Raw genomic sequence first — 12264 nt, forward strand, 5'->3', positions numbered from 1 at the left:
ACGGGGCGGCTCGCCCCTTGGGCCTCGACCAGCGTGGCATGACGTCACATTCCGCGCATTTCGATCAGTTACGGACCGTCACACGCGCCCCGAGCGGGCTTGTTCGTCCGCCTCGCCTCCCGCCCCCACGAGGCCCTTGGAGACCCCGGCCAGGCGGGGTTCGAAGCGCTTCATCTCGCGCTGCCCGACCGCCGCGATGATCCCGGGCAGGTAGCCGCGCGTGGACTGCATCCCGCGCAGCCACCACTGGGCGTAGACGTGCGCCGAGCGCCGCTCGATGCCCGCGACGATCCGGTCCACGGCCGGGCCCAGCGGGTACGTACGGTTCGACGGCCAGGGCAGCCGCTGCCGCAGCTCCTTCATCACGTCGTCCTGGTCCGCGCCCCGGACCATGTCCGTGTCGGTCCAGGAGAGGTAGCCGACACCGACCTTCACGCCCTTGTACCCGACCTCGGCGCGCAGGCTGTGGGCGAATGCCTCGACGCCGGACTTGGACGCGCAGTACGCCGTCATCATCGGCGCCGGGGTCATCGCCGCGAGCGAGGCGATCTGCAGGAAGTAGCCGCGCGACTCCATCAGGACGGGCAGGAACGCCCGCCCCGTCACGGCCCCGCCGATCAGGTTGACCTCGATGACCCGCCGCCAGGCGACCGGGTCGGAGTCCACGAACGGGCCGCCGGCCGCGACGCCCGCGTTGGCGACGACGATGTCGACCTTGCCGAAGCGCTCCTTGACCTCGGTCGCCACCGTGGCCATCGCCTCGTGGTCGGTGACGTCCGCGTGCCACCAGTCGGCCTCGGCGTGCAGCCGGCCGGCGACCTGCTTCAGCTCCTCCGGCTCCAGACCGACCAGCGCGATCTTCGCGCCGCGCGCGGAGAGCTTGCGGGCGAGGAGTTCACCGACACCCCGGGCCGCTCCGGTCACGACGGCGACCTGGCCCTCCAGGCTGACCCTGCTCATGCCGCTCCCTCCTTCTGTCCCTGCTGCACCTGAACCCGCACCTGCGCCTCTCCGTAGGTGGTGACGAGTTCCCTGATCCGGGCCGTCACCGCCTCCGGCGCCTCCACCGGCGTCATGTGACCCATCCCGGCCAGTTCGTCGAACCCCACGCACCGCGGCAGCGCGGCGGCCAGGGCGCGGGAGTGCACGGGCGGCGTGAGCCGGTCGGCAGTGCCGACGATCACGGCCACGGGCAGCTCCATCTCCCGTACGCCCGCGCCGAGATCGAGCTCCGCGAGCACCCGCGACCAGGCCACCCGCGGGCGGCGGGGGCAGGCGTGCACGATCCGGGCACAGGTGTCGACCCGCTCGGGCGCGGAACCCGGGCCCATCGTCGCGTACTTGAGGATCTTCCGGGAGATCGGGGTGACCGGGCCGAGCGGCGCCCTCGCTCCCAGGATCCCCCTGGTCAGCCGGGTCCGCAGGCCGCCGGCCCGCAGCGGTACGACGAGCGACTCGGCCACGAGCCGGGACGGCCCGGTCGAGCAGAGCAGGGCCGCGGCCGCGTGCTCCCGGAAGGCGGGGCGCGCGGCGGCCGCCATCAGGGTCATGCCGCCCATGGAGTGCCCGGCGAGGACCGCACGCTCGCCGGGACGGAGCGTCGCGCCGAGCACGGCCTCCAGGTCGTCGGCGAGCGCCCGCGTCGAGTAGCCCGAGGGGCCGGCCGGGGCGGGGGTGCGGCCGTGGCCGCGCTGGTCGTAGGCGATGACCCTGTGGTCCCGGGCGAGGTCCCGTATCTGCTCGGCCCAGAAGCCGATCGAGCAGGTCCAGCCGTGGGCCAGGACGACTGCCGGGGCGTCATCGGGGCCGTACACCTCGGCATGGACGCGGGCGCCGTCGGCGGAGACGGCGATGACCTCGCGCGGGTGCGGCAGCGATCCCGTACGGGACCCGAGGAGACGGCTCACTTGACCGTCTCCTTCTTGCGGGACGCGGACGCGGAGGCGCCTCGACGCGCCGTCGGCGCCTTCTCCGCGACCGCCGGCCGCAGCACCTCGTACTCCGCGAGGTCCACCCGTCGCGTCTCGCGCCGGAACTCGCTCGTCGTGCCCGGCCAGAGCGTGGTGTTGCGACCGTTGGCGTCCAGGTACCAGCTGTCGCACCCGCCCGACTTCCAGACGGTCCGCTCCATCCGGTCCTGCACCTTGCGGTTCCAGGCGCCGACGGCGGACGGCCGGGCGGCGAGCGCGGCGCGGCCTCCGAGGACGTCGAGCTGGCGGAGGTAGTCGGCCATGTAGTTCAGCTGGGACTCGATCATGAGGATCATGGAGGAGTTCCCGAGACCCGTGTTGGGTCCGATGATCGTCATCCAGTTGGGGAAGCCGTCGACAGTCGCGCCGCGCAGCGACTGCACCCCGTCCTTCCACGCCTCGGAGAGCCGGACGCCGTCCGCGCCGACCACACGGTCCGCGATCGGCATGTCGGTGACGTGGAATCCCGTACCGAAGACGATCGCGTCGACCTCGGTCTCCGTCCCGTCGGCGGCCACGACGGTCGAGCCGCGCACCTCGCGCAGCCCCGAGGCGACCACGTCCACATTGGGCTCGGCCAGCGCCGGGTAGTACGCGTTGGAGAGCAGGATGCGCTTGCAGCCGATGCGGTACGAGGGGGTCAGCTTGGCCCGCAGCGCCGGGTCCTTGATCGACTTGGCCATGTTGGCCTTGGCGAGGGACTCGACCAGGCCGAGCTCGCCCGGGCGCTTGGTGAACGCGCTGACCTGGAGCTCGCGGATCCCCCAGAGCAGCCCGCGGCGCGCGGTCCCGGTGAAGGGGACCGTGCGGTGGAGCCAGCGCTCGGCGCCCGTGATGGCACGGTCCATGCGGGGCATGACCCACGGCGGGGTGCGCTGGAAGAGCGTCAGCCTCCCGACCTGGGGCTGGATCGCGGGCACGATCTGGATCGCGGAGGCGCCGGTGCCGACCATGGCGACGCGCTTGCCGGTGAGGTCGTAGTCGTGGTCCCACTGCGCCGAGTGGAAGACCTTGCCGGGGAAGTCGGCGAGCCCCGGGATGTCGGGGATCTTCGGGTCGGAGAGCGGCCCGGTCGCCGAGACGATCACATCGGCGGTGAAGGAGCCCTGGTTGGTCTCGATCTCCCAGCGCAGCTCGTCGGCGTCCCAGCGCATCAGCGACACCTCGTGGTTCAGCCGCAGGTGCGGGCGGAGCCGGAAGGTGTCGCTGACGTGCTCCAGGTAGGCGCGGATGTGGCGCTGTCCGGAGAAGGTGCGGGGCCAGTCGGGGTTGGGCGCGAAGGAGAAGGAGTAGAGGTGCGACGGGACGTCGCAGGCGCAGCCGGGATAGCTGTTGTCGCGCCAGGTGCCGCCCACCGAGTCGGCTCGCTCCAGGACGACGAAGTCGGTGATCCCCTCGCGGCGCAGCCGGACGGCCGCCCCGAGACCGCCGAACCCCGATCCGATCACCACCACGCGTACGTGCTCGTGCTTCGCCATGCCGCCTCCCACGCGCCACAATCCCGCCAGCAATCACTGGCACAGTCGGGACTGTAGAGCAGCGGCATACCGAGCGGTAGGGGGCGGACGAGGGAAAGTTACCGGCGGTACAACATAGGCTGGCGGGCGTGGCAGACCGATCGGAAGACGTGAAGGACGTACGCGAGTACCGCATGGACGAGCTCGCGGCGGCGGCCGGCATCACCGTGCGCACCCTGCGCTTCTACCGCGAGCGCGGGCTGATCGCCCCGCCCCGCCGCGAGGGCCGGATCGCCTGGTACGACGACCACCACCTGGCCAAACTCCGCACGATCGCCGCACTGCTCGAACGCGGCCACACCCTCAACGGCATCGCCGACCTCAACACCGCCTTCGAGAGCGGCAAGGACGTCAGCGAGGTCCTCGGCCTCGGCGAACCGACCGAGGAAGAACCGATTCGGCTCACCCCCCAGGAGCTGGCCGACTACTTCACGGACGAGGTCACACCCGAGAACCTGCTGGCCGCCCTCGACCTCGGCTATCTCGCCACCGACGGCGACGCCATCGTCCACATCAGCCGACGGCTGCTCGACGTCTCCGCGGCCCTGGTGAAGGAGGGCATCCCGCTCGCCGCCGTCCTGGAGGCGGGACGGGCGGTCCGCGAACACGCGGAGGCGCTGGCCGGACTCTTCACCGAACTCCTGCGCGAGCACGCCGAGGAGAAGGACATCCAGCGGCTGCGCCCGCTCGCCAAGAGCGTGGTGGAGGCGGAACTGTCGATGGCGCTGGACCGCCGACTGCGCGAACCCTCATGAGATGACGGCGCGGGCCCCCGCGAACCGGCTCCGCGAACCGGCTCCGCGAACCGGCTCCGCGAACCGGCTCCGCGGCCCCCATGAGCGGTGCCCGCGCCGCCCGCGCCTAGAGCTCGTACACCGCCGTCACGGGCGCGTGGTCGCTCCACCGCTCGGCGTGCGTGGCGGCCCGCTCGACGTACGCCTTCACGGCCTTGCCGGCGAGGCGCTGGGTGGCGACCTGGTAGTCGATGCGCCAGCCGGAGTCGTTGTCGAAGGCGCGTCCGCGGTACGACCACCAGGAGTACGGCCCGTCCTGGTCGGGGTGGAGGGCGCGGACGACGTCGACGTACCCCGCCTCGTCGAAGACGCGGCTCAGCCACTCCCGCTCCTCGGGGAGGAAGCCGGCGTTCTTCTGGTTGGCCTTCCAGTTCTTGAGGTCCGCCTCGCGGTGGGCGATGTTCCAGTCGCCGCAGACGACGACCTCGCGGCCGTCGGCCGCGGCGCGCTCCTTCAGCCCCTTCAGGTACGGCAGGAACTCGCCCATGAAGCGGATCTTCTCGTCCTGCCGCTCGGTGCCGACCTCGCCGGAGGGGAGGTAGAGACTGGCGACGGTGACGCCGGGCAGGTCGGCCTCGATGTACCGGCCGCTGCCGTCGAACTCGGTCGACCCGAAGCCGACGCGCACGGCGTCGGGTTCGCGCCGGGTGTAGAGGGAGACGCCGGCGCGCCCCTTGGCGGCGGCGGGCGCATGTGCGGTGAACCAGCCCTGGGGCGCCCGGACCTCGGCCGGAAGCTGGGCCTCCTCGGCGCGTACCTCCTGGAGGCAGACGGCGTCGGCGGAGGTGCCGGCGAGCCACTCCACGAAGCCCTTCTTGGCCGCGGCTCGGAGTCCATTGACATTGACGGACGTGACAGTGAGCATCCGGGGAGGATACCGACACCCGCAAGGCCGCATACACATACAATGCCTAACATGACTATACGACCCGTACCGTACGACCACCCCGATGCGGCCAAGCTCGACGCCGCCGTCCAGCTGGAGTACGCCGCCCGCTACGGCGAGGGTGACGACACCCCGCTCGACCCCGGGATGTTCGTACCGCCCCGCGGCCTCTACCTCCTCGCGTACGACGCCGAGGACCGCCCCGTCGCGTCCGGCGGCTGGCGCACCCAGGACAAGAACGACATGGGGTACGCGGACGGCGACGCCGAGCTCAAGCGCATGTTCGTGGCTCCCGAGGCGCGCGGCCTGGGCCTCGCCCGCCGCATCCTGGCGGCCCTGGAGGCGGACGCCCGGGCGGCCGGCCGGACGCGGATGGTCCTGGAGACGGGCACGGCGCAGCCCGAGGCGATGGCGCTGTACGCCTCCAGCGGATACGAGCTGTGCGTGAAGTTCGGCTACTACCGGGACTACGAGAGCAGCCGCTGCTACGCGAAGCCGCTGACCGAAAATCTCTGACGCGCCCCTGACATTCTCCGCACCTTCTGGCACGCTGCCCACGCACGTCGATCCGCACCGTTCTCATCCCCCACCTGCCTCGGCAGAAGGAGACATGCGTGAGACGCCATCGCACAGTCGCAGCGGTCCTGTTGTCCGTCGGAGCCCTGCTGACCGGAGCCCTGACCGCGACCTCGGCTCAAGCGGCGGAGAAGCCCGCCTTCTGGACCGCGGAGCGGATGCGCTCGGCGGTCCCGCTGGATCTTGAGGTCACCCCCGGGGCCCTCAAGACCCTCAAGCGGGTCGCCGGCTCGTCCACCCCCACCACGATCGCCCCGACGGCCTTCCCGCAGCCGGGCGGCCCCTGGACGGGCGGCGGCGCCGTCGTGAAGACGTCCGGCCGGGTCTTCTTCACCTTCCAGGGCCGTACGGCCTCCTGCTCCGGCAACGCCGTCACCAGCCAGAACCAGAGCACGGTGATCACGGCCGGGCACTGCGTGAAGTACCAGGGCTCGTGGCACACCAACTGGGTCTTCGTCCCTGCCTACGACAACGGCAACGCGCCGTACGGCCAGTGGACGGCGACGAAGACGCTCACCACCCCGCAGTGGGAGGCGAGCGAGGACATCAACTACGACGTGGGCGCGGCGGTCGTGGCCCCGCTGAACGGCAGGACCCTCACCTCGGTCACGGGCGCCCAGGGCCTCCAGTTCAACGGCGGCTACAACAAGCCGATGTACGCCTTCGGCTTCCCGGCGGCGTCCCCGTACGACGGCTCGAAGCTCATCCACTGCGCGGGCAACTCCTCGAAGGACTTCCTGTTCTCCCAGGACCACAGCCTCGCCTGCAACATGACGGGCGGCTCCAGCGGCGGCCCCTGGTTCTCCGGCTTCAGCGAGGCCACGGGCACGGGCCTCCAGGTCTCGGTGAACAGCTTCGGCTACACGTTCCTCCCGAACCGCATGTTCGGCCCGTACTTCGGCAACGACGCGAAGGCCCTGTACGACCGCGCCCAGGCGTCCTGACACCTGAGAGGTCCCGCCCGGTCACGGGCGTCGGCGTCAACTCCGCCCGGAAAAGCGAAGATCCCGTCCGATCTTTCGATCGGACGGGATCTCCGTCTGCGCTTGTGGACCTGTGGGGATTTGAACCCCAGACCCCCTCGATGCGAACGAGGTGCGCTACCAGACTGCGCCACAGGCCCTTGCGACGTGTGAAACATTAGCATCCCGATCGGGGTGCAGTGAAATCCGTTCCCCCGCAGGTCAGCCGAGGGCTCCGGGGAGCCCCCGGCCGGGGGTCACTCGTTGGCCGCGCGCGGGCGGTCGTCGTCCGCGTACTGGTCGAAGAGCGGGGTGCGGCCGTGGTCGCGGCGGGCGCCGCGGGGCGGGGCCGTGCGCTGGCGCGGCGCCGGGTCCGGGGCAGCCGGCGGGGCCGGCTCCGGGGCCGCCGTGGAGGAGCGGGCCGAACTCCAGGTCTCCGGGTCCGTGATGTCGATGCCGCTCGTGGCGCGCGGGGCGACCGGGGCGGTGACGTACGTGGGGAGCGGGACCGGGACCGGCTCCCAGCTGTCGCCGCGGGCCGGGCCACGCTCGCGCTGCTGGTCCACCCACTCCGCGTGGTCCGTCTGCTCGACGAGCGCGCGGCGGCCGGCCTCCTGCGGGGAGACCGTGGGGGCCGGTTCGGGCTCGGGTCGGGCCGGCTGCTCCTCCTCCGGCTCGGCGGGCGCGGCCGGACGGCGCGGGCGGCTCTCGCGCAGCCGTGCCGCCGCGGCCTCGGCGCGCCGACGGTCCATCACGTACACGAAGCGCCGGCGCTCCGTCGTCCGCAGATGCACGATGTACGCGCTCAGCAGCACCGCGGGGACGGCCGGCGCCCACAGGAACGCCAGGCCGCCGACGGCGGCGACGACCGCGCCGAGGGTGAAGGCGAGGAAGAGGACGACCGTCGTCCGTCTGCGCCGGGCGAGGACCTTGCCCCGGCGGGCGCGCTCGGCGGCCGCCTTCGAGGGCCGCCGCACGGGAGACGGTTCACGCTTGCGGTCCGGCCCGGGGCCCGGTTCCGGGACCTCCATACGGGCTTCCGTCCTGGCCGCGGGCGCGGAGAAGGCCCGGACGTCGACCGAGCTCAAATGCTCCGTCTCCACGTCCGGGTCCACGTCGGGCTCCCGGTCCTTCAGCTCCTTGGCGTACCGGCGCTCCATTCCCGCCCGTCCGGACAGCAGCCGGATGGCGGTGCTGAAGCGTTCCGTCGGGCGGGCCTCGTTGAGCTCGTCCTGCCTGCGGAGCCACATCGGCACCAAGTAGGCGGCCCAGGCCCCGACGATGACTGCGTAGATGAGGCCGCTGCTGCTCACGCCTCACACCGTAGAGGGGTTCCGTTACGGGCATCGGCCAATTGGCCCGGTGTGTCGCACGATCTGGCTGATATCACTGAACTTTTTTGTGATTGTTCAGATCGATTGGCGATCAACTGCTGATTGAATTCGAACATTTATTTCATTGAGCAGGGTGGGCGGGACGTGCCTGGTGCCAGCGCCTCAGCAGCCCCTGGGGGACTTCCTCCGCCGTGAGCGCGAAGACGAGGTGGTCCCGCCACGCCCCGTCGATGTGGAGGTAGCGCGGCCGCAGCCCCTCCTCCCGGAATCCCAATTTCTCGACGACCCGGCGCGAGGGACCGTTCTCCGGCCGAATGCAGACCTCGATCCGGTGCAGACCGACCGTGCGGAAGCAGTGGTCGGCCACGAGCGCGACCGCCGTCGGCATCACGCCCCGGCCCGCCACCGCGCTGTCCACCCAGTACCCGACGTGGCCCGAGCACATCGAGCCCCAGGTGATCCCCGCCACCGTCAGCTGACCGACGAGCTCACCCCGGTACTCGATCACGAACGGCAGCATCCGGCCCGCGTTCGCCTCGGCCCGCAGATGACGGACCATCTGGCGGTACGTCGGCCGCTGAGCGACCGGACCACCGGGCGCCGGGGGCGGAATCGTCGCCTCCCAGGGACGCAGCCAGTCCCGGTTGCGCCGGTTCACCTCACGCCAGGCCCGCTGGTCGCGCATCTTTATGGGCCGCAGCACCACATCGCCGTCGGCGAGGACCACGGGCCAGGTCGGGATCATGACGGTCTCGGGTGGTCGCCGCCGCGCATCTGGTCGACCGCGTGCACGAGGAGGGGCTCCAGGACGGCGAGGCCGTCGCGGACCCCGCCCGCGGAGCCCGGCAGGTTCACGATCAGCGTCCCGCGCGCGACGCCGGCGAGGCCACGGGAGAGCGCCGCGGTGGGCACCTTCTCCCGGCCGTACGCGCGGATCGCCTCGGGGATGCCGGGGATCTCGTGGTCGAGGACCCGGCGGGTGGCCTCGGGCGTGGCGTCGGTCGGCGAGATGCCCGTGCCGCCGGTGGTGAGGATGACGTCGTACCCGGCCTCGACCCCGGCCCGCAGCGCCGCCTCGACGGGCGCGCCGTCCGGCACGACCTGCGGGCCGTCGACCGCGAAGCCCATCCGCGCCAGGCCCTCGGCGATCAGCGGCCCGCCCTTGTCCTCGTACACCCCGGCCGCGGCCCGGTTGGAGGCTGTGACGACGAGGGCGGCGTAGGGGGCGGTGAGGGCGCCGCCGAAGTCGGCGCCTAGCGCCGCCGCGACCTGCTCGTCGAGAGTCCGCTCTCCGTGAGCCCGGCCCTCGCCGGCCCGGTCCCCGTGGCCGTGCGCCCCGGTCACCCGGCCCCCGCGCGTCACGACCCGGCCCCTTCCCGGGTCCAGTCGCCCGACTTGCCGCCCGTCTTCTCCTCCACCCGTACGTCGGAGATGACCGCGCCCTTGTCGACCGCCTTGATCATGTCGACCACCGTCAGCGCGGCCACCGAGACCGCCGTCAGGGCCTCCATCTCGACGCCCGTGCGGTCCGTCGTCTTCACGGTCGCCAGGATCTCCACCGCGTCGTCCGCGACCGTGAGGTCCAGCTTCACGCCCGAGACCGCCAGCGGGTGGCAGAGCGGGATCAGGTCCGGGGTCTTCTTGGCGCCCATGATCCCGGCGATGCGGGCGGTGGCGAGCGCGTCGCCCTTCGGTACGCCCTCGCCCCGCAGCAGCTCGATCACGCGCGGCGAGACCAGGACGCGGCCACTGGCGCGCGCGGTCCGCGCCGTGACGTCCTTCGCCGAGACGTCGACCATGCGGGCCGCCCCCGCCTCGTCGATGTGGGTGAGTCCTTGCTGCGTGCTCATGGCCGTGACACTCCCGGTCGCTGTGTGGGACGCCACGGTACCGCCACCAGGCCCTCTTCAGCCGAGGAGGACCACGTCCAGCTCGGCGCCGGGCGCCACCTCCATGGTCTCCTCCGGTACGACGAGCAGCGCGTTCGCGTGCGCGAGCGCCGCGATCAGGTGGGAGCCCGAGCCGCCCACCGGAGTGACGGTGCCGGTCTCGGCGTCGTACGTCCCGCGCAGGAACTGGCGGCGGCCCGAGGGGGACCGCAGCGGCTTGTCGGCCGCCAGCTCGGCCCGGACCCGCGGCCTGTGAAGGTCGCCGAGGCCCATCAGGGCCCGGATCGCGGGCCGTACGAAGAGCTCGAAGGACACGTACGAGGAGACCGGGTTGCCCGGCAGCGCGAGCAGCGGGGTGTGGTCGGGGCCGATCGTGCCGAAGCCCTGCGGCTTGCCCGGCTGCATGGCCAGCTTGCGGAAGTCGACCTGGCCCTCGAACTGGCCGGCCGTCGTCAGCGCCTCCTTGACCACGTCGTACGCGCCGACGCTCACCCCGCCCGTGGTGACGAGGAGGTCGGCCCGGATCAGCTGGTCCTCGATGGTGGCGCGCAGGGTGTCGGCCTCGTCGGTGACGGCGCCGACCCGGTAGGCGATGGCGCCGGCGTCGCGCGCGGCGGCCGCGAGCGCGAAGCTGTTGGAGTCGTAGATCTGACCCTCGCCCAGCTCCTCACCGGGCTGCGTCAGTTCGCTGCCGGTGGAGATCACGACGACCCGCGGGCGGGGGCGCACGCGGACGGTGGCGCGGCCGATCGCGGCGAGCAGCCCGATCTGCGGCGGTCCGAGGACCGTGCCCGCCTCCAGGGCCAGGTCACCGGCCTGGACGTCGCTGCCCCGCGCGCGGACGTGCGCGCGGGCCTCGGCGGCCCGGTGGACGCGGACCTCGCCGCCCGCGCCCTCGGGGTCGGCGCTGGCGGCGCGCATCCCGCTCGCCGCGCCCTCGCCCGTACCGCCGTCGGTCCACTCGACCGGGACGACGGCCTCGGCGCCGGGCGGCAGCGGGGCGCCGGTCATGATCCGGGCGGCTTGGCCGGGGCCGACGACCGGCAGGCCGCCGGCGCCCGCGGCCACGTCACCGATCACGGTCAGGACCGCGGGGAACTCCTCGGTGGCGCCGGCGACATCGGCGACCCGGACCGCGTACCCGTCCATGGAGCTGTTGTCGAACGGGGGCAGCGCGACCGGCACCGTGACGTCCTCGACCAGGACGCAGCCCTGGGCGTCGGGCAGCTGCAGCTCGATGGGTTCGAGCGGGACGATCGCCCCGAGGACGTCGTCCAGGTGCTCGTCCACCGACCACAGGTCGCGCGAGGGACCCGCGCAGGGATCGCCTGACACCGGTGCCGTACTGCTGCTCAAGGTGCTACATCTCCTCGCTGACGTAACTGCGGAGCCAGGTCCGGAAGTCCGGGCCCAGGTCTTCACGTTCGCACGCCAGTCTGACAATGGCACGCAGATAGTCCCCGCGGTCGCCGGTGTCATAGCGGCGGCCCTTGAAGACCACGCCGTGGACCGGACCCCCGATCTTCCCCTCGCCGCTCGGTGCCGACTGGTACGTCTTGGCGAGCTTCTGCAGAGCGTCGGTCAGCTGGATCTCGCCGCCACGGCCCGGCTCGGTCTCACGCAGTATGGCGAAGATGGCCGGATCCAGAACATAGCGGCCGATGATCGCGTAGTTGCTGGGCGCCTCGTCCGCGTCCGGCTTCTCGACCAGATCCGTCACCTTCACGACGTCGGAGTCGGCCGTCGCCTCGACCGCCGCACAGCCGTACAGGTGGATCTGCTCGGGCTCGACCTCCATGAGCGCGATCACGCTGCCGCCCTCACGCTCCTGGATGTCCACCATCCGGGCCAGCAGCGGGTCGCGCGGGTCGATCAGGTCGTCGCCGAGCAGCACGGCGAAGGGCTGGTCGCCGACGTGCGGGGCCGCGCAGAGCACGGCGTGTCCGAGGCCGCGCGGGGCGCCCTGACGCACGTAGTGCATGGTGGCGAGGTCGCTGGACTCCTGAACCTTGGAGAGCCGCTCCTCGTCGCCCTTGCGGGCGAGCGCCTCCTCCAGCTCGTAGTTCCGGTCGAAGTGGTCCTCCAGGGGCCGCTTGTTCCGACCGGTGATCATGAGGACGTCGGAGAGTCCGGCCGCCACGGCCTCCTCGACGACGTACTGGATCGCGGGCTTGTCGACGACCGGCAGCATTTCCTTCGGGGTGGCCTTGGTGGCCGGGAGGAAGCGCGTGCCGAGACCGGCGGCCGGGATGACAGCCTTGGTGATCCGGGAAGGCGACTGAGTCATGCGGAGCACCATAGCCGTTCGGAATGAGAGGAAGATGGGGCTCCGATTA

13 protein-coding genes and 1 tRNA gene are annotated in these 12264 nt (G+C 72.0%); 3 read left to right on the plus strand and 11 right to left on the minus strand.

Annotation, left to right across the window (positions count from 1 at the left end; genetic code table 11):
- Positions 1-78: 78 nt before the first annotated feature.
- From ACZ3OF_RS20345 to ACZ3OF_RS20355, 3 genes are read right to left on the minus strand one after another with little or no spacing between them, the layout of a single operon-like run.
- Complete coding sequence (locus ACZ3OF_RS20345) at positions 79-960, minus strand: SDR family oxidoreductase (protein ID WP_467306000.1); 882 nt, start codon at positions 958-960, stop codon at positions 79-81.
- Positions 957-1907 carry an alpha/beta fold hydrolase gene (locus ACZ3OF_RS20350; RefSeq protein WP_467306002.1) on the minus strand — a complete coding sequence of 317 codons (951 nt, stop codon included), beginning with the start codon at positions 1905-1907 and terminating at the stop codon, positions 957-959. The genes ACZ3OF_RS20345 and ACZ3OF_RS20350 overlap by 4 nt, the downstream gene beginning before the upstream one ends.
- Complete coding sequence (locus ACZ3OF_RS20355; protein ID WP_467306004.1) at positions 1904-3448, minus strand: flavin-containing monooxygenase; 1545 nt, start codon at positions 3446-3448, stop codon at positions 1904-1906. Before ACZ3OF_RS20355 ends, ACZ3OF_RS20350 begins: the two co-directional genes overlap by 4 nt.
- A gap of 173 nt (positions 3449-3621) precedes the next feature.
- On the opposite strand from ACZ3OF_RS20355, the gene ACZ3OF_RS20360 reads away from it, so the two are divergent.
- Positions 3622-4242, plus strand: coding sequence for a MerR family transcriptional regulator (locus ACZ3OF_RS20360; protein ID WP_361672165.1), 621 nt, complete (start codon positions 3622-3624; stop codon positions 4240-4242).
- A 106-nt stretch (positions 4243-4348) separates the two neighbouring features.
- Here ACZ3OF_RS20360 and ACZ3OF_RS20365 read toward each other — a convergent pair whose 3' ends face one another.
- Positions 4349-5146 (minus strand): exodeoxyribonuclease III, encoded by a 798-nt coding sequence (locus ACZ3OF_RS20365; protein WP_361671858.1) that lies wholly within the window; start codon positions 5144-5146, stop codon positions 4349-4351.
- A gap of 42 nt (positions 5147-5188) precedes the next feature.
- Here ACZ3OF_RS20365 and ACZ3OF_RS20370 point away from each other — a divergent pair, with 42 nt between their 5' ends.
- Complete coding sequence (locus tag ACZ3OF_RS20370; RefSeq protein WP_467306007.1) at positions 5189-5683, plus strand: GNAT family N-acetyltransferase; 495 nt, start codon at positions 5189-5191, stop codon at positions 5681-5683.
- Between the two features lie 98 nt (positions 5684-5781).
- A complete protein-coding gene (locus tag ACZ3OF_RS20375) occupies positions 5782-6687 on the plus strand; it encodes a trypsin-like serine peptidase (RefSeq protein WP_361671852.1) in 906 nt (301 codons plus the stop codon).
- A gap of 105 nt (positions 6688-6792) precedes the next feature.
- Here the strand turns inward: ACZ3OF_RS20375 and ACZ3OF_RS20380 are convergent.
- The 7 genes from ACZ3OF_RS20380 to galU form a co-directional block, all read right to left on the minus strand.
- Positions 6793-6866, minus strand: a tRNA-Ala gene (locus ACZ3OF_RS20380).
- A gap of 96 nt (positions 6867-6962) precedes the next feature.
- Positions 6963-8018, minus strand: coding sequence for a divisome protein SepX/GlpR (gene sepX, locus ACZ3OF_RS20385; protein WP_361671850.1), 1056 nt, complete (start codon positions 8016-8018; stop codon positions 6963-6965).
- A gap of 142 nt (positions 8019-8160) precedes the next feature.
- The gene (locus tag ACZ3OF_RS20390; protein ID WP_361671847.1) at positions 8161-8784 is read right to left on the minus strand and encodes a GNAT family N-acetyltransferase; all 624 of its coding nucleotides are present in this window, start codon (positions 8782-8784) and stop codon (positions 8161-8163) included.
- Positions 8781-9401 carry a MogA/MoaB family molybdenum cofactor biosynthesis protein gene (locus ACZ3OF_RS20395; protein WP_361671845.1) on the minus strand — a complete coding sequence of 207 codons (621 nt, stop codon included), beginning with the start codon at positions 9399-9401 and terminating at the stop codon, positions 8781-8783. The genes ACZ3OF_RS20390 and ACZ3OF_RS20395 overlap by 4 nt, the downstream gene beginning before the upstream one ends.
- Positions 9398-9889: a cyclic pyranopterin monophosphate synthase MoaC gene (gene moaC / locus ACZ3OF_RS20400; RefSeq protein WP_361671843.1), complete on the minus strand. Its 492-nt coding sequence runs from the start codon at positions 9887-9889 to the stop codon at positions 9398-9400. Before moaC ends, ACZ3OF_RS20395 begins: the two co-directional genes overlap by 4 nt.
- 57 nt (positions 9890-9946) lie before the next feature.
- Positions 9947-11284: a molybdotransferase-like divisome protein Glp gene (glp, locus tag ACZ3OF_RS20405; protein ID WP_467306012.1), complete on the minus strand. Its 1338-nt coding sequence runs from the start codon at positions 11282-11284 to the stop codon at positions 9947-9949.
- 4 nt (positions 11285-11288) lie between these two features.
- Positions 11289-12215: a UTP--glucose-1-phosphate uridylyltransferase GalU gene (gene galU / locus ACZ3OF_RS20410; RefSeq protein WP_361671838.1), complete on the minus strand. Its 927-nt coding sequence runs from the start codon at positions 12213-12215 to the stop codon at positions 11289-11291.
- Positions 12216-12264: the final 49 nt, after the last annotated feature.

Source organism: Streptomyces sp. NPDC022552, assembly GCF_055561875.1.